Origin of the sequence: Pseudoxanthomonas winnipegensis (genome assembly GCF_030322905.1) — a bacterium.
Taxonomy (GTDB): domain Bacteria; phylum Pseudomonadota; class Gammaproteobacteria; order Xanthomonadales; family Xanthomonadaceae; genus Pseudoxanthomonas_A; species Pseudoxanthomonas_A winnipegensis.
The window spans coordinates 3,211,939-3,236,548 of the sequence record NZ_CP095475.1 but is presented as its reverse complement, the minus strand read 5'-3'; the positions used below and the strand labels follow the sequence as shown (position 1 = coordinate 3,236,548).

At 69.4% G+C, this 24,610-nt stretch carries 18 protein-coding genes; 13 read left to right on the top strand and 5 right to left on the bottom strand.

Annotated features, from left to right (window positions below):
* The first annotated feature begins 52 nt into the window (after nt 1–52).
* The 4 genes from mrcB (at nt 53) to MWN52_RS14245 (ending at nt 7,034) form a co-directional block, all read left to right on the top strand.
* Nucleotides 53–2,482 carry a penicillin-binding protein 1B gene (gene mrcB / locus MWN52_RS14260; RefSeq protein WP_286575154.1) on the top strand — a complete coding sequence of 810 codons (2,430 nt, stop codon included), beginning with the start codon at nt 53–55 and terminating at the stop codon, nt 2,480–2,482.
* On the top strand, nt 2,479–3,006 hold the full coding sequence (locus MWN52_RS14255) for a tetratricopeptide repeat protein (RefSeq protein ID WP_130517209.1): 528 nt from the start codon (nt 2,479–2,481) through the stop codon (nt 3,004–3,006). The genes mrcB and MWN52_RS14255 overlap by 4 nt, the downstream gene beginning before the upstream one ends.
* 31 nt (nt 3,007–3,037) lie before the next feature.
* Nucleotides 3,038–5,050, top strand: a complete 2,013-nt coding sequence (yoaA, locus tag MWN52_RS14250; RefSeq protein WP_286575153.1) for a DNA repair helicase YoaA — start codon at nt 3,038–3,040, stop codon at nt 5,048–5,050.
* Between the two features lie 346 nt (nt 5,051–5,396).
* Nucleotides 5,397–7,034 carry an NAD+ synthase gene (locus MWN52_RS14245; protein ID WP_286575152.1) on the top strand — a complete coding sequence of 546 codons (1,638 nt, stop codon included), beginning with the start codon at nt 5,397–5,399 and terminating at the stop codon, nt 7,032–7,034.
* Here MWN52_RS14245 and MWN52_RS14240 read toward each other — a convergent pair.
* The 3 genes from MWN52_RS14240 to MWN52_RS14230 form a co-directional block, all read right to left on the bottom strand.
* Complete coding sequence (locus MWN52_RS14240; protein ID WP_286575150.1) at nt 7,022–7,882, bottom strand: PhzF family phenazine biosynthesis protein; 861 nt, start codon at nt 7,880–7,882, stop codon at nt 7,022–7,024. The two genes, MWN52_RS14245 and MWN52_RS14240, sit on opposite strands and share 13 nt — an antisense overlap.
* A gap of 237 nt (nt 7,883–8,119) precedes the next feature.
* Nucleotides 8,120–9,694: a DUF4034 domain-containing protein gene (locus tag MWN52_RS14235; RefSeq protein WP_286575149.1), complete on the bottom strand. Its 1,575-nt coding sequence runs from the start codon at nt 9,692–9,694 to the stop codon at nt 8,120–8,122.
* A 67-nt stretch (nt 9,695–9,761) separates the two neighbouring features.
* Nucleotides 9,762–10,640, bottom strand: a complete 879-nt coding sequence (locus tag MWN52_RS14230) for an outer membrane protein assembly factor BamD (protein WP_131660296.1) — start codon at nt 10,638–10,640, stop codon at nt 9,762–9,764.
* A 106-nt stretch (nt 10,641–10,746) separates the two neighbouring features.
* On the opposite strand from MWN52_RS14230, the gene rluD reads away from it, so the two are divergent.
* The 4 genes from rluD to MWN52_RS14210 all read left to right on the top strand — a co-directional run bounded on the left by rluD (nt 10,747) and on the right by MWN52_RS14210 (nt 13,755).
* Nucleotides 10,747–11,751 (top strand): 23S rRNA pseudouridine(1911/1915/1917) synthase RluD, encoded by a 1,005-nt coding sequence (gene rluD / locus MWN52_RS14225; protein ID WP_286575148.1) that lies wholly within the window; start codon nt 10,747–10,749, stop codon nt 11,749–11,751.
* Nucleotides 11,748–12,518 carry a peptidoglycan editing factor PgeF gene (gene pgeF / locus MWN52_RS14220; RefSeq protein WP_286575147.1) on the top strand — a complete coding sequence of 257 codons (771 nt, stop codon included), beginning with the start codon at nt 11,748–11,750 and terminating at the stop codon, nt 12,516–12,518. The genes rluD and pgeF overlap by 4 nt, the downstream gene beginning before the upstream one ends.
* Entirely contained in the window at nt 12,515–12,955 is a 441-nt protein-coding gene (locus tag MWN52_RS14215; protein ID WP_286575146.1) for a thiol-disulfide oxidoreductase DCC family protein, read from the top strand. The genes pgeF and MWN52_RS14215 overlap by 4 nt, the downstream gene beginning before the upstream one ends.
* A gap of 143 nt (nt 12,956–13,098) precedes the next feature.
* Entirely contained in the window at nt 13,099–13,755 is a 657-nt protein-coding gene (locus tag MWN52_RS14210; protein WP_286575145.1) for a hypothetical protein, read from the top strand.
* 70 nt (nt 13,756–13,825) lie between these two features.
* Here the strand turns inward: MWN52_RS14210 and MWN52_RS14205 are convergent, their stop codons facing one another.
* On the bottom strand, nt 13,826–16,261 hold the full coding sequence (locus MWN52_RS14205; RefSeq protein WP_286575144.1) for a TonB-dependent receptor plug domain-containing protein: 2,436 nt from the start codon (nt 16,259–16,261) through the stop codon (nt 13,826–13,828).
* 251 nt (nt 16,262–16,512) lie between these two features.
* Here MWN52_RS14205 and MWN52_RS14200 point away from each other — a divergent pair, with 251 nt between their 5' ends.
* The 4 genes from MWN52_RS14200 (at nt 16,513) to MWN52_RS14185 (ending at nt 18,829) form a co-directional block, all read left to right on the top strand.
* A complete protein-coding gene (locus MWN52_RS14200; RefSeq protein ID WP_130517227.1) occupies nt 16,513–16,989 on the top strand; it encodes a DUF3574 domain-containing protein in 477 nt (158 codons plus the stop codon).
* A complete protein-coding gene (locus MWN52_RS14195; protein ID WP_286575143.1) occupies nt 16,956–17,456 on the top strand; it encodes a GNAT family N-acetyltransferase in 501 nt (166 codons plus the stop codon). The genes MWN52_RS14200 and MWN52_RS14195 overlap by 34 nt, the downstream gene beginning before the upstream one ends.
* A 282-nt stretch (nt 17,457–17,738) precedes the next feature.
* Complete coding sequence (gene parS / locus MWN52_RS14190; RefSeq protein WP_286575142.1) at nt 17,739–18,353, top strand: type II RES/Xre toxin-antitoxin system antitoxin; 615 nt, start codon at nt 17,739–17,741, stop codon at nt 18,351–18,353.
* A complete protein-coding gene (locus tag MWN52_RS14185; protein ID WP_286575141.1) occupies nt 18,353–18,829 on the top strand; it encodes an RES family NAD+ phosphorylase in 477 nt (158 codons plus the stop codon). The genes parS and MWN52_RS14185 overlap by 1 nt, the downstream gene beginning before the upstream one ends.
* 176 nt (nt 18,830–19,005) lie before the next feature.
* On the opposite strand, the gene MWN52_RS14180 is transcribed toward MWN52_RS14185, so the two are convergent.
* On the bottom strand, nt 19,006–22,029 hold the full coding sequence (locus MWN52_RS14180; protein WP_286575140.1) for a TonB-dependent receptor: 3,024 nt from the start codon (nt 22,027–22,029) through the stop codon (nt 19,006–19,008).
* Nucleotides 22,030–22,709: 680 nt separating this feature from the next.
* Between MWN52_RS14180 and MWN52_RS14175 the strand changes: the two genes are divergently transcribed.
* Nucleotides 22,710–24,431: a thiamine pyrophosphate-dependent enzyme gene (locus MWN52_RS14175; RefSeq protein WP_286575138.1), complete on the top strand. Its 1,722-nt coding sequence runs from the start codon at nt 22,710–22,712 to the stop codon at nt 24,429–24,431.
* Nucleotides 24,432–24,610: the final 179 nt, after the last annotated feature.

The window sequence follows — 24,610 nt, the reverse complement described above, 5'->3', positions numbered from 1 at the left end:
CGCGTGCGGGGCTGCGCTAGACTCTCCTGTCCTTTTCATTGTCGCACCACCTGTGGCCCGCAACGATTACGACGCCGACGAGGCGTACGACGACGAGCACGACGAGGCCACAACGGCCCCCCCGGCCTGGCGCAACCGCCTGATCACCGCCGTGTTGGCGCTGCTGGGGCTGGGGCTGGGCTTCATGATTCCGTACGTGGCCTACCTGAACCATCAGGTCAGCCAGCGCTTCGGCGCGCTGCAGTGGCAGATCCCTACCCGCGTCTACGCGCGCCCACTGCCGCTGGCCGAGGGCGAGGCGCTGGACGCGGCCACGCTCAAGACCGAGCTGGACGCGGCCTCCTACCAGGACGACGGCAAGGGCCAGCTGCCCGGCACCTATGCGCGCGACGGCAACCGCTTCACCATCGCCAGCCGCGGCTTCACCGACGTGGACTACATCATCCCGGCCACGCGCATCCAGGTGACGCTGTCGGCGGGCGAGGTGCAGGGCCTGCGCGATCTGGCCCGCGGCCGCAACATCCGCTCGGCGCGGCTGGACCCGGCGCGCATTGCCACTCTCTACGGCCAACAGCAGGAGGAGCGCCGGCTGGTGCGGCTGGAGGACGTGCCCGAACTGCTGGTCACCGGCCTGCAGGCGGTCGAGGACCGCGACTTCGCCACCCACCATGGCATCGACCTGTCCGGCATCGCGCGCGCGGGCTGGGAGTTCGTCAGCAGCGGCGGCCAGGTGCGCCAGGGCGCCAGCACGCTGACCCAGCAGCTGGCCCGCAGCGGCCTGCTCGGCATCGGCCGCGAGCAGACCGTGGGCCGCAAGTTCAACGAGATCCTGTATGCGCTGATCCTGGAGGCGCGCTACGACAAGCGCACCATCCTGGAGGCCTACTTCAACCAGGTTTACTGGGGCCAGCGCGGCAGCCAGGCGATCCACGGCGTGTCGGCGGCCTCGGAGTTCTGGTTCGGCCGCGACCTGGACAGCCTGTCCACCGAGCAGATGGCGCTGCTGATCGGCATCGTCAAAGGCCCGTCCTACTACGATCCGCGCCGCCATCCCGAGCGCGCCCGCGAGCGCCGCGATCTGGCCCTGCGCCGTATGCTGGCGACCAGGCTGATCGACCAGAAGGAATTCGACCGCGCGGTGAAGGCCCCGCTGGGCGTGACCACCGACCCGGGCATCACCGCGGCCAACCGCTTCCCGGCCTATGTGGACCTGGTGCGCCGCCAGCTGGCCCACGACTATCCGTCCGACGCGCTGCAAGGCGCCGGCCTGACCGTGATGACCGGCATGTCGCCCTCGGCCCAGGCCTACGCCGAAGGCGCGGTCAAGCGCACCATCGACCAGCTGCAGAAGGGCAAGCGCCCGCCGCTGCAGGCCGGCCTGGTGCTGACCGACACCCACAACGGCGATGTGCTGGCGGTGATCGGCAACCGCGACGTGGCCGTGCCGGGCTTCAACCGCGCGGTCGAGGCCCAGCGTCAGGTCGGCTCGATCATCAAGCCCTTCGTCTACCTGCTGGCGCTGTCGCAGCCGGACACCTGGTCGCTGGCCAGCTGGGTGGACGATGAGCCGATCACCGTGCCGCTGGGTCGCGGCCGGAGCTGGAGCCCATCCAACTCCGACAACCGCAGCCACGGCCGGGTGCGGCTGATCGATGCGCTGGCCCATTCCTACAACCAGGCCACCGTGCGCGTGGGCCTGAAGGTCGACCCGCAGCGCGTGGCCGACCTGCTCAAGGTGCTGGCCGGCGTCGAGGCCGAGCCCAACCCCTCGCTGATCCTGGGCGCGACCGACCAGAGCCCGTATGCGATGGCGCAGGCCTACCAGTTCCTGGCCTCCGGCGGGCAGATCCAGCCGCTGCACGCCGTGCGCGGTGTGATCGACGCCCAGGGCCGGGTGCTCAACCGCTACGACAAGACCCCGGCCAAGGCGCAGGAGGGCGATTCGATCGCCGCCCACCTGGTCACCGTGGCGCTGCAGGCGGTGATCACCGACGGCACCGGCCGCCAGCTGCTCAGCGACGGCCTGGGCCGGCTGTCGCCGGCCGGCAAGACCGGCACCAGCAACGACGGCCGCGACAGCTGGTTCGCCGGCTACACCGGCGATCACCTGGCCGTGGTGTGGATGGGCAACGACCAGAACCTGGAGACCGGCCTGTATGGCGCCACCGGCGCGATGAAGGTCTGGTCGGGCATCTTCTCGCGCCTGCCCAGCGCGCCGCTGCAGGTCTCCAGCCAGGGCCTGGACTGGCAGTGGGTGGCCGATTCGGCCGCCACCGACGCCAGCTGCCCGGGCGCGCGCCGCTTCCCGTTCGTGGCCGGCCACGCGCCGCCGTACCAGGCCTGCCAGCAGTTCTCCACGCCGGAGGAACAGTCCGGCGGCTGGCGGCGCTGGTTCGGCCTGCCGCCCAAGGAGGAGCCGGAAGCCCCGGCCCGCGAACTGCCGACCCCGACCCCGCCGCCGCCGTCCACGAGCCCGCTATGACCCGTCCCTGCCGTCTTGCCCTGGCCTGCGCGCTGCTGCTGCCGCTGGCCGCCTGCGTGACCGAACCGCCGCCGCCGCCGGCCGCCCCGGCGCCGCCGCGCCTGACCCCGACCCAGGCGCTCAACGCCGTGCTGGCCGTGGCCAAGACCGACGACCGCGAGCTGGACGTGCAGCCGATCCGCGACCCGCAGGTCGAGGACCTGCGCGAGGCCTCGGTCGCCGCCCAGCGCCGCCGCGACTGGCAGGCCTCGGCCGAGGCGCTCAACCAGGCCCTGCTGATCAGCCCGGACGACCCGGCCGTGCTGCAGGAGCGGGCCGAGGTGGCCCTGGCCCTGGGCGACTGGGAGCGCGCCGAGACCCTGGCGCGCAAGGCGCTGTCGCTGGGCTCGAAGACCGGCCCGCTGTGCCGGCGCCACTGGTCGACCATCGAGCAGTCGCAGATCGCCCGCGGCGAGACGCAGAACGCCGCCTCGGCGCACGCCCAGATCGCGGCCTGCACCGTGGCCGGCTTCGACCGGATGTGAGCGGCGCCGGTCGCCGCCGCGCGGCGCGCTGATGGCGCAGCTGTCGCAGGCCAGCTGCGAGGCACTGGGCGAGGGCGGCGCCCTGGCCCAGCGCCTCGAGAACTTCGTCCCGCGCCAGGCGCAGCTGGCCCTCACAGGCGCCATCGCCGATGCGCTGGATGCGCGCGAGACCCTGCTGGCCGAGGCCGGCACCGGCACCGGCAAGACCTACGCCTACCTGGTGCCGGTGCTGCTGTCCGGGCTGAAGGCGATCCTGTCCACCGGCACCCGCGCGCTGCAGGATCAGCTGTTCCACCGCGACCTGCCGCGCGTGCGCGCCGCGCTGGGCGTGGGCCACAGCGCGGCGCTGCTCAAGGGGCGCGCCAACTATCTGTGCCGCTACCGGCTGGCGCAGGCGCGCGGCGAGCCGCGCTTCGTCTCGCGCGAGCAGGCCGACCAGTTCCAGCGCATCGTGGTGTGGAGCGGGCGCACCCGCTACGGCGACATGGCCGAGCTCGAATCGCTGCCCGAGGATTCGCCGCTGCTGCCCATGGTCACCTCGACCGTGGACAACTGCCTGGGCACCGAATGCCCGTTCTGGGACGACTGCTTCGTGGTCCAGGCGCGCCAGCGCGCGCAGGCCGCCGACGTGGTGGTGGTCAACCATCACCTGCTGCTGGCCGACCTGGCGCTCAAGCAGGAGGGCTTCGGCGAGATCCTGCCGGGCGCGCAGGTCTTCGTGATCGACGAGGCGCATCAGCTGCCGGAGCTGGCGGCGAACTTCTTCGGCGAAGGCTTCGGCCTGCGCCCGCTGCAGGAACTGTTGCGCGATGTGCTGGTCGAGGCGCGCCAGGCGCCCGGCGCGCTGGCGCCGCTGCAGCCGCCGGTGGCCGCGGCGGAGCAGACCCTGCGCGAGCTGCGCGCGGCGATGGAGTTCCTGCCGCCGCGCGGCACGCGCGAGCGCGCGCTCGGCAGCGCGCCGGTGCGCGAGGGCTTCGACGCCCTGGTCGTGGCGCTGGAGGACCTGGCCCGCGCGCTGGCGCCGCTGGCCGACACCACGCCCGGCCTGGACGCCTGCAACGCGCGCTGCCGCGATATCGAGGGGCGGCTGTTGCGCTGGCTTGGCGATCCCTCGGCGAACGGGCCGCAAGCCCTGCTGCGCCATGCCGATGTGCCCCCGGCGGACCTCGACGACCTGCCGCTGGCGCCGGACGACGCGCCGCACGACGCCTCGACCGATGTGTTCTGGTACGAACTGACCCCGCGCGGCTTCCGCTGCCAGCGCACGCCGCTCGATGTGTCAGGGCCCCTGCGCCAGCACCGGCAGGCCTCGCATGCGGCGTGGGTGTTCACCTCGGCCACGCTGACGGTGGGCGGTGGCTTCGACCACATCGCCCAGCGCCTGGGCCTGGACGATCCGCACACGCTGCTGCAGCCCAGCCCGTTCGACTGGCCGCGCCAGGCGCTGTGCTACCAGCCGCCAGGGCTGCCCGATCCCAACGCGCGCGGCTATGGCACGGCGCTGGTCGCCGCGCTGCTGCCGGTGCTGCATGCCTCGGACGGGCGCGCCTTCCTGTTGTTCGCCTCGCACCGCGCGCTGCGCGAGGCCGCCGAGGCGCTGCGCGACGCGCCCTGGCCGCTGTTCGTGCAGGGCCAGGCGCCGCGCGCCACGCTGCTGCAGCGCTTCCGCGAATCGGGCAATGGCGTGCTGCTGGGCTCGGCCAGCTTCCGCGAGGGCGTGGATGTGGTCGGCGAGGCCTTGAGCGTGGTCGCCATCGACAAGCTGCCCTTCGCCGCGCCGGACGATCCGGTGTTCGAGGCGCGGCTGGAGGCGATCCGCAACGCCGGCGGCAACCCCTTCCGCGACGAACAGCTGCCGCAGGCGGTGATCGCGCTCAAGCAGGGCGTGGGCCGGCTGATCCGCAGCGAGACCGACCGCGGCGTGCTGGTGCTGTGCGACCCGCGCCTGTCCGGCAAGGCCTATGGCCGAGTGTTCATGCAATCGCTGCCGCCGTTCGCGCGGACCCGCGAAGTGGCCGATGTGGCGGCGTTCTTCGGTAAGTGAGCGAAGCGCTGGTTGGGGAGCCTGTGCGGAAGCTGAGGGAAGAGGCTCGGGAAAGCCCATCGCCGGCATGGCAGCTCACACCGAGCAAAGGCACGGCGGTGGATTGATCAAGTCGCCGCCTCCTTGTAGAGCGGAGCTTGCTCCGCTGCGTTTCGATCGGGTCTTCGGGAAAGCCCCAGCGGAGCAAGCTCCGCTCTACACAGCGGGGATCCGCCTGGGCGACGATGAGGCTTGACCGACGAGGTCCGACTTCACCGACGGTCGCACCCAGCGCGTCGTTCGCACAGGCCGACCGGGCGCTTCTGAAATAATGCACGGGTCCGTCCCGCATCGCATCAGGTGACCCATGCCCGCAACGCTTCGCATCGCCATGGCCCAGTTCGACTATCCGGTCGGCGACGTGGCGGGCAACACCCGGCGCATCATCGAGCAGATCGCCATCGCCCGCGACGAATACGGCGCCGACGTGGTGCTGTTCCCCGAGCTGGCGCTGAGCGGCTATCCGCCGGAGGACCTGCTGATGCGGCCCTCGTTCCTGGCCGACTGCCACCGCGCGCTGGCCCAGGTCGCCCAGGCCGCGACCGGCATCGTCGCGGTGGTGGGCTGGCCCGAGAGCGCCGGCAGCGTGCTCTACAACGCCGCCAGCGTGCTGCGCGATGGCCGCATCGAGGCGACGTATCGCAAGCGCGAGCTGCCCAACTACAACGTCTTCGACGAGCGCCGCTACTTCCACGTCGATCCCGACGGCGGCAGCTGCGTGTTCGAGGTCAAGGGCGTGCCGGTGGGCGTGGTGATCTGCGAGGACCTGTGGTTCGCCGAACCGCTGGCCGACACCGCGCGCGCCGGCGCGCAGCTGGTGCTGGTGCCCAACGCCTCGCCGTTCGAGCACGGCAAGCACGCCCAGCGCGATGCGCTGCTGGCCCAGCGCGTGGCCGAGACCGGCGTGGCGCTGGCCTATCTCAACGTGGTCGGCGGCCAGGACGCGCTGGTGTTCGACGGCGCCTCGGTGGTGGCCAGCGGCAACGGCGAGATCTCGCCGGCGGCGGTGGCCTTCGCCGAGCAGTGGCTGGTGGCCGATTACGACGCCGCCTCGCGCGTGTTCTCGCCGGTGCTGTGGCGCGACGAGGGCGACGAGAGCCGCGATGGGCTGGCCTGGCGCGCGGTGGTGCGCGGCATCGCCGACTACTGCGGCAAGAACGGCTTCAGCAAGGTCTGGGTGGGGCTGTCCGGCGGCATCGACTCGGCGATGGTGCTGGCGCTGGCGGTCGATGCGCTGGGCGCCGGCAACGTCACCGCCGTGCGCATGCCCTCGCGCTACACCGCCGGGCTGTCCAACTCGCTGGCCGAGGAACAGTGCCGCGCGCTGGGCGTGCGCATGGAGACCGTGGCGATCGAGGCGCCGTTCAAGGGCTACCTGGAGGCGCTGGGTCCGTTGTTCGAAGGCCACCCGGTCGATACCACCGAGGAGAACCTGCAGTCGCGCGCGCGCGGGGCGATCATGATGGCCCTGTCCAACAAGTTCGGCGGGCTGCTGCTGACCACCGGCAACAAGAGCGAGTACGCGGTCGGCTACGCCACCATCTACGGCGACATGTGCGGCGGCTATGCGCCGATCAAGGACCTGTACAAGACCGAGGTGTTCGCGCTGTCGCGCTGGCGCAACACCGTGGGCGGCGCGCCTGTGATCCCGCCGGCGGTGATCGACCGCCCGCCCTCGGCCGAGCTGCGCGAGAACCAGCTCGACCAGGACTCGCTGCCGCCCTACGACGTGCTCGACGCGATCCTGCTGCGCTACGTCGATCTGGAGCAGTCGCGCGAGGAAATCATCGCCGCCGGCTTCGACGCCGACACCGTCCACCGCATGCTGCGTCTGGTGCGGGTCAACGAATGGAAGCGCCAGCAGGCCGCCCCCGGCCCGAAGGTCTCCCTGCGCGCCTTCGGCCGCGAGCGCCGCTACCCGATCAGCAACCGCTACCCGGCCTGAGCCGGCGCCGGAATCGGCACGGCGCGGCCGCTCACCCGGATCGGACCCGCCGCCGGGATGTGCACCCGCAGCTGGCTCGGCCGGCCCATGTCCTCGCCCTGCACGATGTGGAGGTCGGTCGGCGCCTGGACCGCGCCGAGCGCGCGCAGGTAGGCGCCGAAGGCCGCCGCGGCCGCGCCGGTGGCCGGATCCTCGACCACGCCGCCGGCGGGGAAGGGATTGCGCGCGGCGAATTCGCACTCCGAGACGCGCCAGACCAGCGCCACCGTGGCCAGTTCGTGCGCCTGCGTCAGCGCCTTGAGCCCGGCGAAGTCGTAGTCCAGCCGCGCCAGCCGCTCGCGCGTGGCGGCAGCCAGGATCAGGTGGCGCGCGCCGGCGTAGGCGATGGCCGGCGGCAGCGCCGGGTCCAGCTCGTCGGCGCTCCAGCGCAGCCGGGTCAGGGCCTGGTCGAGCAGGCCCGGCGGCAGCGCGGGCAGCACGTGCGGGGCGACGCTGGTCAGGGTCGCCCCGATGCCGGCATTCTCGCGCGCGGTGACCACCTCGACCAGGCCGGCGCGGGTGCGGAAGCGCAGCGTGCCCGGGCCGTCGCGCTGCGCCAGCGCGACCGCGCCGGCAATGGTGGCGTGCCCGCAGAACGGCACTTCGTCCAGCGGACTGAAGTAGCGCACGTCGAACGCGCCGGCCTCGCCCGGCTGGACGAAGATCGATTCGGAATAGCCCAGCCGTGTGGCCAGTGCCTGCATGTCCGCGGTCGCCATGCCCGAGGCATCGAGCACGACACCGGCAGGATTGCCGCCCTCGGGCCGATCGGTGAACGCGCTGTAGTGCAGGACATGAGGTGAGGACACGCACGGACCTTGGGAGCGGGAGAGTCGCCTCAGCTTAGGGCGTGGCGCGCACGCGGCCCAGCGCCGCGGCGCGATGCTGGATTCCAACCGCAGCCGTGGCTTCTGGCTGCGAGCGCGCATCGTCGCTCCGCCAGAGACCTCCGATCGTCGTTCCCGCGAAGGCGGGAACCCCGTGGCGTTAGCGCAGGGAACCAGTGTGCCGGGTTTGGCACCTTCGCCACTCGCCCCTAGCGCGCCCTATTGCCTCTTCCCCGCGCGAAGCTCCTGAAGCTGCGTGGTCATCTGTGCCTGCCGCGGATCGGTTCCCTGCGGCAGGGAAAAGAAGCGCTGCGCCGCCGCTTCGGCACCGGGATCATGCTGCTGGGTCAGGACCCAGGCCCGCATGAAGTTCGCCATCGGGTCGTCCGGAAGAGCCGCGACCAGGGCCTGCGTACAGGCCAGCGCGCCGGAGGGATCGTGTTCCCGACGCACGACGATGTCGCAGAGGCAGGTCTGTGCCCACTGCCGGTGGCGCGGCTCCTGCAACAGCACCGTGTAGGCTTGCTTCGCGGTGGCGTAGTCGCCGAGCTTTTCCGCGGAGATAGCCAGCTTGGTGTAGGTGCCCGGACTTGCCAGTCCGCGGTCGACGGTGTCCTGCAGGATGCGGACCGCCTGAGCGTGGTCGCCGTGCTTCTGGTACATCTCGGCGAGTTCATTGAGCACAGCGACATTGCGCGGCTCGAACCGGATCGCCTGGGTCATGTAGACCATGGCGTCATCAAACTGCCCGGCTTCCTGCAGGCCGCGTGCGGCACCGGCCAGCGCTGCGCCGTGCGGGGCGTCGGTGGCGACCGCGATCATCAGCGGCAGGGCCGCTGCGGGCTGCTTGTCGCGCTGTAACGCCATGCCTCGCTCCAGGAGCGTGGTATGACGCATGTAGGCCAACGCCGGATTCTCTTGCGCCGGGGCTTCGATGAAGGCATCGAAGGACGCCAGCGCCTGCCAGCTCCCACCCCAGCGCGGCATGGCGGCCAGGCGCAAGGCGTTCAGATAGTTCGGCAGGTCGGGCTCGGCCTGCGCACAGCGGTCGACGGTGTCCTGCCCGAGCGGCGGGCCGCTGCCCATCCGCACGATATCCAGCAGGGCCGCGCAGGCATAGCCCTGGTGGGGATCGATCGCCACGGCCTCCTGCAGCACCGGACGGGCCCGGTCCAGCCAGCGTTGCATGGCATCGAGCTGCTGCCGCGAGGTCTGGGAGATGAAGCCACCGCCCCGTTGCCTCCAGGCGTTGTTCAGATAGGCCAGGCCTACCGCCGTCATCGCGTAGACGCTTCGTGGCGACTGCGAAAGCCAGGCCTCCGCGGTCTTGCTGACCTCGGGCAGATCTCTTGACTCGTTCTTGAAGGCCTCGAAGGCGCGCTCCCACTCCGGATGCTGACGAGGCGACTGTGCGTAGGCGGCCTGTGCGCTGCTGAACGCCTGGTCGAGCTGTTTCCCGCCGTCCGGCCCGCTCAACAGCGCCTCGATGCGGGCAATGGGCCAAGGTCCCTCCAGAAGCGCGTCGCAGCGGGAGCGGGCGGCCCCGGATGGCCAGTGGTTGCCGGGCAGGTCAGGCGCGGCGATGCAGCGCGCGTGCGCATCCGGAATCGCGGCGACGTCGGTGATCTTTGCCAGATAGGCCGCCGCTTCATCCCTGGACCAGGGGGGAACCGACGCGGCGTTGGCTGTCTGGAGAGCGGGTGGGGTGGATGCGGCCTGGCAACCGCCCAACCCAGCGAACGCAGCCCACGACACTGCGGCCCACAGCAAAGACGGCAGCCGGCTTGCTTCCATGCGTCATCCCCGTTGAAAACGAAAAAGGAGCCTTGCGGCTCCTTTTACGCTTTTCCTCGCAGGAAAGTCAGTGGGCGTCTTCGCGCTCGTTGTCCAGCGCGGACTTCTCGCCGGCGAAGGGGTTGAGCTTGCGCATGGTCGAGGGGAAGTCCGGCCACTTGCCGGCCAGCCAGGGGTGCTGCGGGTCGTTCATCTGCAGCACGCGGCGGGCGTCGTCGGCCAGCGGCTTGTTGCCCAGGCGGGTGTAGGCCTCGCCCAGCAGGGCGACGGCGTCGTACTGGTACTCGCTCTGCGGCAGGGTCTCCAGGATGTACTTGGCGCGGCCCACGGCGGCGGTGTAGGCGCCGCGGTGCAGGTAGTACAGCGCGGTGTCCATCTCGTGGCGGGCGAAGGTATTGCGCAGCTGGACCATGCGCAGGCGCGCATCGGCGGCGTAGCGGCTGTTGGGGTAGCGCTCGGAGACGGTGTTGAAGTCGCTATAACCCTGCAACGGGGTGGACAGGTCGCGGCGGCTGGAATCCAGGCTCCAGACCTTCTGCAGGAACACCGTGTCGCGGTTGGAGTTGGCCAGGCCGCGCAGGTAGTACATGTAGGGCACGTTGCGCTGGGTCGGATAGGTGCGCAGGAAGCGGTCGATGCTCGACACGGCCTCCTCCAGCTTGCCCGACTTGTACTGCGCGTAGGCCAGTTCCATCTGCGCCTGCTCGGTGTACGGGCCGTACGGGTACTGGGCGATCAGCGACTGGAACTGCTTCTCCGCACCGGACCAGTTGCCGCGGGTCATGTCGGTGTGGGCCTCGGTGTAGATGGCCTCGACCGGGCGCGAGTCGACCGCCTTGTCCTTCTTGTTGCGGCCGCAGCCTGTGGCCGTGAGGGCCACCACCAGGAGCAGGAGCAGGACGCGGACGGTGGCGCGGGCGGACGGGGCTGCGAAACGCTGGGACATGGGCTGGCGGACGGGCCGCATCGGGGAAACGAGGGGGCGATGATAGCCTAGGCGGCTGCCGGGCCATGAATTCCGGCCAACTTCTTCACTGGAACCGCTTGACCGGATGACTGACGTAGCCGACGACGACGCCCCCCTGGACGCCCCCGCCACACAGGGCCCGCGCAGCGCCCAGGTGCCCACGCACGCGGCCGGGCGCCGGTTCGACGCGGTGCTGGCCGAGCTGTTCCCCGAGTTTTCCCGCTCGCGCCTGTCCGAATGGATCAAGTCCGGCGACGCGCGCCTGGATGGGGAGGTGGTGCGCCCGCGCGACCCGGTCACCCCCGGCCAGGTCGCCACGCTGGACGCCGTGCTGGACACCCAGACCCACGCCCAGCCCGAGGACATCCCCCTGCAGGTGCTGTACGAGGACAGCGAGGTCCTGGTGCTGGACAAGCCGGCCGGGCTGGTGGTCCACCCCGGCGCCGGCAACCCGACCGGCACCCTGGTCAACGCCCTGCTGTTCCGCGACTCGACGCTGTCCGCGCTGCCGCGCGCCGGCATCGTCCATCGCCTGGACAAGGACACCTCTGGAGTCATGGTCGTGGCCAAGACCCTGCCGGCGCACACCTCGCTGGTGGCGCAGCTCTCGGCACGTGAGGTGCATCGGCAGTATCTGGCGGTGGTGGTCGGCGCGATGGTGTCCGGCGCGACCGTCGATGCGCCGATCGACCGCCATCCGCGCGACCGACTGAAGATGGCCGTGCGCGAGGACGGGCGCGATGCGGTCACCCATGTGCGCCTGCGCGAACGCTTCCGCGGCCATACCGCGGTCGAGTGCCGGCTGGAGACCGGCCGCACCCACCAGATCCGCGTGCACATGGCGCATCTGCGCTTTCCCATCGTCGGCGATCCGCTCTACGGCGGCCCGCTGCGCCTGCCGCGCGGGGCGAGCGAGGAACTCAACGCCCAGCTGCGCGGCTTCCGCCGCCAGGCGCTGCACGCCGAGACGCTCGAGTTCAGCCACCCGACCACCGGCGAGCCGGTGCGCACCAGTGCGCCGGTCCCGGCCGACATGCTGGCGCTGATGGCGGCGCTGCGCGACGACGCGGCCGCGCACAAGCGCAAGTGAGCGCCCTGCTGCCCGCGCACTGGCCCGCGCCGCCCGGCGTGCGCGCGCTGGTGACGCTGCGCTTCGGCGCCGGCGGCTCGGCTGCGCCGTTTGACACCTTCAACCTGGGCAACCGCAGCGCCCCCGCGGGTGACGACTCCGCACAGGTGGAGGCCAACCGCGCCGAGCTGGCCACCCTAGCCGGCCTGCCGTCGCTGCCGCACTGGCTGCGTCAGGTGCACGGGACCGGCGTGGCGCGCTTCGAGACAGCGCTCGGCGCGCCGCGCGCGCAGGGCGATGAGCCGGAAGGCGACGCCGCGGTCACCGACGCCCCCGGCGTGGTGCTGGCTATCCTCACCGCCGACTGCCTGCCGGTGGTGTTCGCCGCCGCCGACGGCAGCGAGGTGGCCGCCGCCCACGCCGGCTGGCGCGGGCTGGCCGACGGGGTGTTGGAGCGCACCGTCGCCGCGATGCGCACGCCGGCCGCGCATGTGCGCGCCTGGCTGGGCCCGGCGGCGGGGCCGGAGGCCTACGAGATCGGCCAGGACGTGTTCGACGCGTTCACCGCGAGCGACCCCGGTGCCGCCGCGGCCTTCGTCGCGACCCGCCCCGGCCACTGGCGCGTGGACCTGTACGCACTGGCGCGCCGGCGCCTGGCCGCGGTCGGCGTGACCGACGTGCACGGCGGCACGCTGTGCACCCTCGGCGATCCGCAGCGCTTCTTCTCGCATCGCCGCGACCGCCGCAGCGGCCGCATGGCCACCCTGGTGTGGCGGGCGCCGACATGAGCGCGGCCGCGCCCTCCGGCGGCGATTCCGCCGCCCAGACGCGAGGCGCGGCGATCATCGTGTTCGACGGCGCATGCGCCATGTGCAACGGCTGGGTGCGCTTCCTGCTGCGCCACGATCGCGCCGCGCGCTATCGCTTCGCCGCCATGCAGGGCCGCACCGGCGCGGCCCTGCTGGCCGAGCACGGCCTGGACCCGCACGACCCGTCCTCGTTCCTGCTGGTCGACCGCGACGGCGCCCACGTCGAGACCGACGCCATCGCGCGCGTGCTGGGTGGCCTCGGCGGCGGCTGGCCGGTGCTGGCCACGGTCATGCGCGCCGTGCCGCGCGGCGCGCGCGACCGCGTCTATCGCTGGGTCGCCCGCAACCGCCGGCGCTGGGCCGGCGCCACCTGCGCCGTGCCCAGCCCCGAGCAGCGCGACCGCTTCCTGGACTGACGCGGCGCGGAAGGTCGGCGCCGAACCGCCGCACCGCCAGTGAGATGTCCCATTGCGACAGCAAAGGTGGTGAAATCCCCTTCAGGAGAGGTCACTCCCATCCCAGTCCTGCCTTCAGGCGCCCGCATGCCCTTGGAGTCGCGATGAAACGAATCCTGATGACGTTGGCCGTTCTGGTAGCAGCCATGCTTGCGGCTGTAACGCTGCGGAACAGCCCAGAGGGCTCATCGGTCGAGCAGGCGGATCCTGTCGCCAAGACAGTCGAAGAAGAACAAGCGCCCGAGAGCCCGGCGGCGAAGGGCAGCGGTGAACGCTCGGAGGCGCCAGGTCTTTCATCCAGTCAGTCGGTCGAAAGTCGATCCGCGCCCGGGGCCACCAGGAAGACCGGTTTCAAGCCGCTCGACAGCGACGGCGCCAAGCGCATCGACCTCATGGTGCACAAGCTCAGCTACGCGAATCCCGAGTTCATCGATCTTTACACGCTGGCCGAGAAAGAGAAGCAGGACCCGGCCTGGTCCCCCGACCTGGCCGAAAAGATAGAAGTCTCGCTGCGCTCGCATGGCCTGGAATACGACGCCCTGCAGATCGGGACGCCTTCCTGCTCGGCCTCGCTGTGCATGGTCAAGGCCGTGGCCCTCCGCGGGTATGCCGATCAGTTGCCGGCGTCCAATTGGCAGCGCTTGGTCGGCTCGGTCTTCGGGGAGAGCTGGTTTGCCGAGAACTTCATGGACGCCCACACCTATCTGGCGGATGACGACATCGGGACGACGTACATCTCCATCTTCGAGCGCAAGCGGTAGCTTTCCGATCAGGCAGGACCGGGGTCGGCCCGTCCAGGCGACGGGCCGACCCTTCAGGACGTCAGCGCACTCAGAAGGTGAAGCGCACCCGCCCGTAGTAGTACGCGCCGTTGCTGCCGATCGGCGAGAGGACGTCGTAGGGCAGGTTGCCGAAGTAGGCGATATCCGGGATCGAGCGGTCCGGATACTGGTCGAGCAGGTTCTGCCCGCCCAGGGCGATGCTCCACTGCGGCGTGATGCGGTATTCGACTTCCGCATCCAGCTGATACTCGGCGCTGTAGGTTTGGCGCGGGACGAAACCGTCACCGAAGTCGAACACGCGCGTGGCCTTGCCGTAACGGCTCAGGCGCGAGGTGAGCGACCACGTGTCGTCGGTCCAGCTCGCTGCCAGCGCGGCGCGCGTGCGCGGCGTGGCCTCGGTCAGCGTATTGCTCTCTTCCACGCCGAACAGCACGTAGTCCGGGTCCAGCGCGAGCAGCTGGCCCGGCGTGGCGACCAGATGCTTCAACTCGGTCTTGGCGTAGCTCCAGGTGCCGGTCAGCAGCAGCTGACCATCGCCGACGGACTGGCGCCAGTTGCTGACCAGCTCGGCGCCGCGGGTGCGGGTGTCGGCGGCGTTGACGAAGAAGCTGGCGCTCTGCACGCCGCCCACGCCGAAGCGGTCCTGCACGAAATCGGTCAGCGCATCGCCGGTGATGTCCTCGGACAGCGCGACGCGGTCGTCGATGTCGATCTGGAAGAAGTCCAGCGACAGGTCGAACTGGCTGCCGATGCGGCTGGTGAAGCCGAGACTGTAGTTGTGCGACTTCTCCGGCTTGAGCGGCTGGGCGCCCAGCGCCTGGGCGATGGGGTTGTTGACCGACAGCAGCCGGCCCTGCACCAGGCGGCCGGCGGCGTCGTAGCCGGTGGAGGTGGCCTCGTAGCCGATCTGGCTCAGCGAGGGCGCGCGGAAGTTGTTGGACACCGCCGCGCGCACGGCGAAGGCGGGCACGAACGCGTAGCGCGCGGCCAGCTTGCCGGTCCACTGGCCGCCGAAGTCCTGGTAGTGCTCGTAGCGGCCGGCGATGTCGGTGGAGAAGTGCTCGCCGAACTGACTGGACAGCGAGGCATAGGCGCTGGCGACGTTGCGCGACAGGTCGGCCACGTCCTGCGGAGTCAGGCCGCCGCCGGCCTGCGAGCCGGTCGGGCGGTCGGTGTAGGGGCCGGCCGCGTAGCTGGCCGGGTCGCCGGCGCCGGTCTCGTAGCGCTCGCGGCGGAACTCCACGCCGGTGCCGAGCGTATGCGTGGCCGTGCCGGCCTCGAACACCCGGCTTAGGTCCAGGTTGGCCACGGTCTGGTCGAAGGCGTAGTCGCCGGTCTTGAAGCGCGTGGGGCTGCCCGGGCCGAGCGAGGCGTTGAGCGAATCCTTCAGCCGGTAGGTGAAGTCGTTATGCCCGTAGTCCAGGCTGGCGTCGTAGGCCCAGTCGCCCCACTGGCCGCGCGCGCCGGCCACGGCCTGCGCGTCGCGGTTTTCGCCCAGCGACACCGGCCGGTAGCCGCGCGGGTAGACCTGCTTCCAGTTGGCCACGCTGTCGGGATAGCGGAAGTAGTTGGCGCCCTGCGTGTCGCGCTGGTTGAAGGTGCCGAAGGCGTAGAACTCGGAGGTGGCGCCGAACGGCACCGCCGCGTTGATCCAGGCGTTGAGGTCCTTGGACTTGCCGTCGCCCAGCACGTAGTTGCGCTTGCCGGCCAGGGCCAGGTTGTCCGGCGTCTGGTCCTCGAAGAAGGGAATCTGGTCGAAGCCGGCGCGGTTGGTGCCTTCGCGGTTCTTCAGCTCCACGCCCAGCTTGAAGAAGCCGTCCTCGCCGATGCGATCGCCGACCTTGGCGCTGAAGAAGCTGGTCTGGCCGTCGGTGATCTCGCGGTGGATCGGTTCGACATCGGTGTGGTTGGCGCCGAAGCTGGCCTCGATCGCGCCGGCGTCCGGATCGTCGTCCAGGATCACGTTGATCACCCCGGCCACCGCGTCCGAGCCGTATTGCGCGCCGGCGCCGTCGCGCAGCACCTCGATGCGCTTGATCGCGCTGATCGGGATGGCATTGAAATCGACCGGCGTGGTGCCCTTGCCGATCTTGCTGTCGGTGTTGACCAGGGCCGAGGTGTGGCGGCGCTTGCCGTTGACCAGCACCAGCACCTGGTCGGGCGAGAGCCCGCGCAGCTGCGCGGCGCGCACGTGGTCGGCGCCGCCGGAGTTGGACTGGCGCGGGAAGTTGAACGAGGGCAGCAGCGCCTGCAGCGCGCTGCCCAGTTCGCCATTGACCACGCCGGCCTTGCGGATGTCCTCGGCGGTGAGCACGTCCACCGGCGCGGTGGACTCGAGCACCGTGCGGTTGCTGGCGCGGGTGCCGGTGACGATCACCGTGTCCAGGTTGGTGGCGGTGGCCGGGGCGGCGTCCTGGGCGAAGGCGGGGGCCGACAGGGCCAGGGCGATGGCCAGGCTCAGCGGCCTGACGAACGGGGACGACATGGCAGTTCTCTCCTGAAGCGATAACGGTCGCGACCGGTCGCGCCGGCCGTGGCGGCGACTGGGGTCGGCAAGGGTTGCTGCATCCATCCGGATGAAGCGATATATTAACTTGACGTAAAGGCGGCGCGCGAGCCGTGGCTCGGTGCCGTGCGGCATGAGCTCATGCCGGGCGGTTATCCGCGCCGTGCCGCGTCGGCCTTCCGATCGTGTTCTCCTTGCCCGTTTTTCCGCCCCCCACCGAGATTTTGCCGATGCTGCTGCGTGCCCCGTTGATCGCCGTTCTGTTCACCTTGAGCGCCTGTGCCAGCGTCGCGCCTTCGCACCCCGCGCCCGCCGCCGTCAGCGCCACCCTGCAGGGCGATGCCTTGCGGCCGGCGCAGGCCAGCGGCTGGGTGCGCAGCGAGCTGTACTTCGGCGTGGGCGTGGAGGAAGGGCCGGGCGGGCGGCACGAGGACCAGCCGATCAGCGAGGCGCAGTGGCGCGCCTTCCTGGACAAGGAGGTCACCGCGCGCTTCCCGGATGGCCTGACCGTGCTGGATGGCTACGGCCAGTGGCTGTTCCGCGGCGCCGCGGCGCCGGAGCGGCTGAAGACCAAGGTGCTGGTGATCCTGCACGAGGACACGCCGCAGCGCCGTGCCGACATCGAGGCCATCCGCCTGGCGTGGAAGCAGGCCACCGGCCACCAGTCGGTGCTGTGGTCGCGTCAGCCGGTGGAGGTGTCGTTCTGAGCGCGTCGCCTTTCCAGATCCGCGTCGACGACCTGGGCGGCGCGCAGATCCGCGCGCTGCTCGAGTATCACCTGCGCCAGATGCACGCCAATTCGCCGCCGGGCAGCGTGTTCGCGCTGGATCTGAGCGGCCTGCAGGCGCCGGGCATGACGGTGTGGAGCGCCTGGCGTGGGCAGGCGCTGGTCGCCATCGGCGCGCTCAAGGAATGGGGCGAGGGCACCGGCGAGCTCAAGTCCATGCGCACCCATCCGGACCATCTGCGCCAGGGTGCGGCGGCCGCCGTGCTGGACCACATCATCGCGGTGGCGAAGGCCCGCGGCCTGCGCCGGCTGAGCCTGGAAACCGGGTCGGGCGAGGCCTTCGAGCCGGCGCTGGCCCTGTACCGCAAGCGTGGTTTCGGCAACGGGCCGGCGTTCGGCGACTATGTCGCCAGCGATTTCAACCAGTTCCTGCACCTGCCGCTTTGAAGCATCGATGCAGGCGGGCGAGGACATCGCCCGCCTGGAACCCCATGCCGGCCATCTCGCATCAGAGACCGACCTTGAATTGAGACGTGCACGTGAGGCAGTGGTGCACCTCCGCTTAGTGGCCCTGCCCTAAGCGAGGATGCGCGCAACTGGTCACAGTGCTAACCATCACGTCGGGATGCCAGATTAGCCAACCACGTGATCGAAAGAGAACGCGTGCATGCCGGCAAGGCTGCGCCAATTGGCGTACTATCAGTGCCATATGCCGACTGGCGAGTGGTCATGAGCGACATCGAAGTTAACGTTCTCGATTACCTGGGCGTTAAGCGGCCCAGTAATTTCTTTGCCAAGCGCAGTTCACTGCCCCCTGCCAAGAAGCTTCCTGGGAGCACGAAGGCCAAGGCTGCAGGCGCGCTGTCGTCCGCTGCGAGGCGACCGGTGAGGTCAACTAAGCCAGGCAAAGTAACGGTTGCCAAAGGTGGCCGGATCCGCGGCTCAAGCACAGCTGCGGAAGTACTTCCTTTGAGGAAGGGGCTGCCTCTGAAGGCGGTCGCGGCCGTGCAGCTTCCAGGATTTGTCATCACAAATCTTGCTCGTAAGCTCGACGTGACGCCCCAGGAGGTCCTGAGCGTCTCCAGTATCTCGCCCAGGACCTACCATCGCCGACAGGAAAATGACGGGTTATTGACCGAGACCGAATCCGACCGGGTCATGCGCATTGCTCGGCTTGCCAGGCAGGCCGAGCGGGTCTTTGGAGACGCAGGCAAGGCCAGTCGCTGGCTATCCACCCCAAATCGTATCCTCGGCAACGTGCCCCTGCAGCTGCTGGCCACCGACGCCGGCGCGCATGAGGTGGAGGATGAACTGGGACGAATCGAGTATGGCGACTTTGCCTGATGTTGGTCTACAGGATCAGCGCAGAGCAGCACGTCGGCACGGCACTCGCTGGCATTGGAGCCGCTCGCTACGGCGGTCGTTGGAACAGCCTCGGTGTGCATGTGGCTTACGCCGCTGAATCAACAGCACTCGCGATGCTCGAGGTGCTGGTCCACATGAATCTGGATATGGTTCCAGAGGGCCAGCGTCTGCTCACTTTCGCCATTCCGGACGACGCGGTGGTGGACTTGCCGCGCGATCAATGGCCAAACGGCTGGAGGAGCCTTCCCTATGATCCAGCCGTTCGCGCCGTGGGTGACGCCTTTATCGCAGGGCGGCAGCACTTGGCGCTGCGTGTGCCCAGTGCGATTGCCCAAGGGGCCTCTAACTTCCTCATCAATCCCGCCCATCCCCGCATCGGGCAAGTCGAGCTTGAGCGAAATGATCCGTTAGCATTGGATTCGAGGCTTTTCCGTTTCGGTCCTTCAGCGAGCTAAAAAAAGCCCCGCTTGCTGCAGGGCTAGTTGGTTAATGCTTGGCGCCTGTTCGATGTCAGGCGCCAGCAATATTGAACTCAACGCAACAACTTCGGCCTCTGTCGAAATCTACCTCGTTGTGGGCGATGTGGCCGCCTTGCAGGCAGTCGACCGGCGTCGCCGGCCTGAAGTTCCGCTCAGAAGTCGTAGGACACCGACAGCCGGATCGAGCGCGGCGGCTGGCGGATGGTGACGGTCTGGAACAGCGGGTTGTTGGGACTGGCGTCGGTGCTGGGCGTGGTCTGGGCGAAGGCGTAGCGCTGCAGCGCGACCTGGCTGTCGAGCACGTTGAAGATGCTGCCGGTGAAGGCCAGGCGGTGATCGCCGAAGTCCGGCGTCCAGGTCACGCCCAGGTCCAGCTGGGTCATCCACGGCATGCGGCCCTGTTTGCCCGGAGGCGAGGGTTCACCGTTGCAGAAGTGGTAGACGCTGCCATAGCCCAGCGGATCGAGCTGCTGCTGACCGTAGAAGCTCAGGCAGTGGCGCGGCGTGCCCGACACGGCCGCGAAGTTGGCCGACACCAGCCACTCCGGCGAGAAGGTGTAGTAGCCGTAGAGCTTGAGCTGATGGGTGTGGTCGTTGTTCTGCGGTCCGTTGGCGTTCTCCATGATCGTCCAGTTGTCCCAGTCGTAGCTGGTGGAGGTGCCGCCCTGGCTGGCATCCGAACGCACCTGGCCCTCGGTATTGCCGTAGCTGCGCGAGAACACATAGCTGGCCTTGCCGTACCAGTTGTCGGCGACCGGATGCTCGAGCACCGCCTCCAGGCCGTAGTACTTGCGGATCAGCTTCTGCTTGAAGCCCAGGTCCTGCATGCTCATCGGGAAGTCGAAGTACGAGCCGTCCCCATCGATCATGGTGAAGACGTTGGTGCGGCCGGGATTGATCAGATAGCAGGTGTTGAAGTTGGCCACATCGTGCCCGGCGGCATTGGCCGCGGCGGCGACCTGCGACATCGAGCAGAAGTCGTCGATCGCGTTGCGCAGATTGCGGTAGGTGCTCTTCAGGCCCCACACCCAGGCATCGCCCAGCGTGTGTTCGAAGCCCAGGATGAACTCGTCCTGGTATTCCGGCTCCAGCGTGCGCGCGGTGGCCGTCTTGGGATCGGGCGCCTGTCCGAACTGGTTGAGCGCCGAGTACTCGCCGGAGATATCGGTCAGCCCGGTGGGCGAGCCATCGGCGGCGATGCCCGAATAGGTGTACAGGTGGGTGGTGTTGTAGAAGCCGGCGGCGACGATCAGGCCGGGGTTGAGCGGCAGGCCCAGGTAGTAGCGTCCGGCGTTGGCGTAGACCTTGAAGCTCGAATCGCCGTGCACGTCCCAGGCCGCGCCCAGGCGCGGCGCCCACTGCGGCTTGGTCTGACGGATGTAGGGCACGCCGTCGGAGTTGAAGTTGGTGAACTGGTCGTTGCGCAGGCCGATGCTCAGCAGCAGGTTGTCGGCTACCTGCCACTTGTCCTCGATGTACTGCGCCTTCTGCGAGGAGCTGATGGTGGTGATGCCGCTCCAGGTGTTGCGCTGGACGTAGTAGCCCGCCGCGCCGTTGGGGAAACCGGCGACGGGGCCGATGCCGTGCGAGGCGTCCAGCGGCAGGCTGGGATCGTCGGCGCGCTGGTAGGACCAGACATAGCCGGGGCCCGGCGCATGGCCGCCCTGGTCCAGGGCCTGCGAGCGGATGTTGTCGATACCGGCACTGAGGGTGTGGTTGCCCAGGGTCCAGGCCAGGTCCACGCGCAGGTTGCTGGAGTGGTTGCCGCGGTCCGGTTCGCTGAGGTCGCCCTGGATCTGGTTGTTGTAGCGCGGCGTGCCGCCGTTGAGCGCCGGGTTCTGGTAGGTCCAGTTGTCCACGCGCACCAGGGTGGGGTCGTAGTTGGGCGGCTGCGCGTTGTACATCTTGGTGTCCATCTCGCCGTAGGTGGCCGAGAGGGTGAGCGTGTCGGTCAGGTAGCCGGTATAGCGGGCCACCCACATGTCGCCGCCGTACTGGCTGTCGCCGTTGGCGTACAAGAAGCCGCTGCGCTTCAGGGTCTTGTAGTCGTAGCCGTAGACGTTGCTGGAGCTATCCAGCCGATCACGCACGCCGGTCAGCTCCAGCAGGTTGTTGTCGTTGATGTTCCAGTTGAGCTTGACGTAGGCGCGCGGCATCTTGCTGGTCTGGCTGACGTAGTTGCCGCCGCTGTCCAGCGTGTTGGTGGAATCGGTCCAGTCGCGCTGGAACTCGCCGGCGGCGAAGAAGAACAGCCGGTCGCGGATGATCGGGCCGCCGGCGTAGGCCGAGACGGTATAGCTGTCGGTGCGGTTGGCGCCGTTGTAGTGATACAGGTCGCCGGCCAGCGGCGAATCGGGCAGGCCGTTGGCGTAGTGGGAATTCTTGGCCTCGGCGCGGCCCCAGTCCGGCTGCCACAGCACCTGCGCGCCGTAGTGCCACTGGTTGGTGCCGTGCTTGCCGACCGCGTTGATCACGCCGCCGTCGGAGCGGCCGAACTGCGCGCTGTAGCCGCCGGTGTAGATCTCCTGCTGGTCGATGGCGCCGTAGGGCAGGGTCAGGCCGCCGGCGGTGTTGAGCGGGTCGGTCGTGTTGAAGCCGTTGATGTAGTAGGCGTTCTCGGTCGGCGAGGAGCCGCCGAAGCTCACCAGCTCCTTGCCCGTGTCGCTGTGGAAGCCGCCGCTGTTGGCGACCACGCCCGGTGCCAGCTTGGCGATGTCCTCAGCGTTGCGGGCCAGCGGCAGGCGCGCCAGCTGGCTGGCGGTGATGACCGTGCGCGAGTCCACCGCCGAGGCGTCGATGCTCGGCACCGCCGAGGCCGACACCTTGACGGCGCCCAGGTTGGTGGCGCCTGCCGTCGCCGCGGGCGCGGCGAAGGACACTTCCGAGGCCACGCCGACCTTCACCAGCACGTGGGCGTCTGCACCGAGCGGCTGGCCGTCGCGGACCGCGCTCAGGGTGTATTCGCCCACCGGCAGGGCCGGGCTGCGGTACTGGCCATCGGCACCGACCTGGATCTCGCGGGTGGTGCCGGTGGCGCTCTGGATGCGGATGGTGCTGCCGGCCTCGGCCTGGCCGTACAGCGTGCCGGTCGTGGATTGGGCGAAGGCCGAGGGGCTGGCCGACAGCGCGAGCGCGGCCGCCAGGGCGTGGAACAGGAGGGAGCGGGAAAACGACATGGATCGGGTCTCCGGGGCGTGGTTGAGCGCGTCCGCACCGGCCGGAAGGACCAATGAGACATGCGGATCGCGGATGGCAAGAACTGCGGCCACGGCAACGCGTCCTGTGCGGACGTGGCGAACGGGCACTGCTACTACGAGGAATCCCCTGGCGGAGCGCGTCCGCCAAGCGTTTTTTTACCATTCTGTAATCGGTTTCACAACCCACTGACAAAATCGACAGAAAGACCGCCCCGTCTACGTTTCAGCGCGATCGAAGGTGGTTGCGGACGAAAACGTCGGTGCGATGGGTTGAAGCCGCCGGAGGCGGGCCGTGCGTGTCTGACTTTTCGCTTTGGCGCAGGTCTTGCGCATCGTGTGGAGGCGCGCCGTAGCAACGCGGGGTCTGCATGGACGTCCATGGATCCCCGCGTTCGCGGGGATGACGAGCATTGCGTTCGCAGCGCCAAGCCGCGGGAAAGCCTTTCCTTGTCGTGCCCGCGGAAGCGGGAAAGCAGCGCCTCTCATGCGGAGGGTGAAAGCCCCTGGCGCCTGCATCGATCACCAACGCGCACTAACGGGCGCGATGCATGTTGTCGCGGCGCGCGACGCCGCGCTGCAATCGAATGTCGCACGAAGCGCACGTGAGCCTCACCGCGCGCTGGCTAGCCTCCAGGACCCCACGTTCGAAGGTCATTCCCATGAGCAAGCGCGTTGCAGAGATCGTCGTCGAGACCCTGGAGGCGGCGGGCGTTCGGCATTGCTACGGCATCGTCGGCGACACCCTCAACCATGTCACCGACGCCATCCACCGCAGTTCGATCCAGTGGGTGCACATGCGCCACGAGGAGGCCGGCGCCTTCGCCGCCGGTGCCGACTCGCTGATCAGCGGCCAGCTGACCGCCTGTGCGGGCTCGTGCGGGCCGGGCAGCCTGCACTTCATCAACGGCGTGTTCGAGAGCAACCGCAACCGCGCACCGATGGTGCTGATCGCCAGCCAGATCGTCACGCCCGAGCTGGGCATGGAGTTCCCGCAGGAAGTGGACTTCAAGGCGGTCTACAGCAGCTGCAGCGTGTTCTGCGAGCAGGTGCACAGCCCGGAGCAGGCGCGGCGCGTGGTCGCGCTGGCCTGCCAGGCGGCGATCAGCCGGCGCGGCGTGGCGGTGGTGATCCTGCCGGCCGACATCAGCCAGGCGCAGGTCAAGCATGACGTGCCGTTCGCCGTGCATCGCGCCGAGCCGGTGCTGCGGCCCAACGATGGCGAGCTGCAGCGTATGGCCGAGCTGCTCGACCGCGGCACCAAGATCGGCATCTACGCCGGCGCCGGCTGCGAGGGCGCGCACGATGCGCTGGTCGCGCTGGGCGCACGGCTCAAGGCGCCGATCGCGCACACCTCGCGCGCCAAGGACTTCGTCGAATACGACAACCCGTACAACATGGGCATGACCGGCATCTTCGGCATCGAGTCCGGCTACCACACGCTGATGGCCTGCGACACGCTGCTGCTGCTCGGCGCGGACTTCGCCTGGGGCCAGTTCTATCCGGACAAGGCCACGATCGTGCAGGTGGATCGGGACGGAAGCCATCTGGGCCGGCGCCATCCGATCGATCTGGGCGTGGTCGGCGACATCGGCCCGACCCTGGAGGCGCTGCTGCCGTTGCTGGCCCAGCGCGAGGACAGCGGCTTCCTGGACGAGTGCATCGCGCACCGCGACAAGGCCATGGCCAAGCGCGCCGAGGAGGAGCAGCCGGGCGAGGGCGAGCTCATCCATCCCCAGCACCTGACCGCGCTGCTGGACCGCTACGCCGATGACGATGCGCTGTTCACCGCTGACGGCGGCTCGCCGATGGTGTGGGTGCTGCGCCATATCCGCGTCAACGGCCGGCGCCGCACGCTGCCCAGCCTGCTGCACGGCACGATGGCCAATGCGATGCCGCAGGCGCTGGGCCTGCAGAAGGCCTTCCCGCACCGGCAGGTGATCTCGCTGTCCGGCGATGGCGGTATCGCGATGCTGCTGGGCGATCTGCTCACCGCCATCCAGGAAGACCTGCCGATCAAGGTGGTGGTCTACAACAACAGCTCGCTCAACTTCGTCGAGCTGGAGCAGAAGGTCGAAGGCCTGCTGGACAACTACACCGATCTGAAGAACCCGGACTTCGGCCGGCTGGCCGAGGTGATCGGTTATTACGGCCGCACCGTGACCCGCAGCGCCGACCTGGAGCAGGCGGTGCGCGACTTCCTGGCCCATCCCGGCCCGGCGCTGCTGGACGTGCACACCAGCCCGACCGAGCTGGTCATGCCGCCGCAGATCGAGGCCGGGCAGGTGGCCGGCACCGCGCTGTATGCGGCCAAGGCCGTGCTGAGCGGGCGCCTGGGCGACGTCAAGGAACTGCTGACCACCAACTTCCTCAACAAGAAGTAGTCGCTCCGCACAGGGGCCGACCTGTAGAGCGGAGCTTGCTCCGCTGAGGCTTTCCCCACGAACCGAACGAAGAGCAGCGGAGTCCCCAAGATGGGATTGCCACGAGCTCCGCTCTACAAGGAGGTCGCCACTGGTCTGGTAGACAGTGGCTCCCCCCGACTCGGGCAGGACGCTTTGTG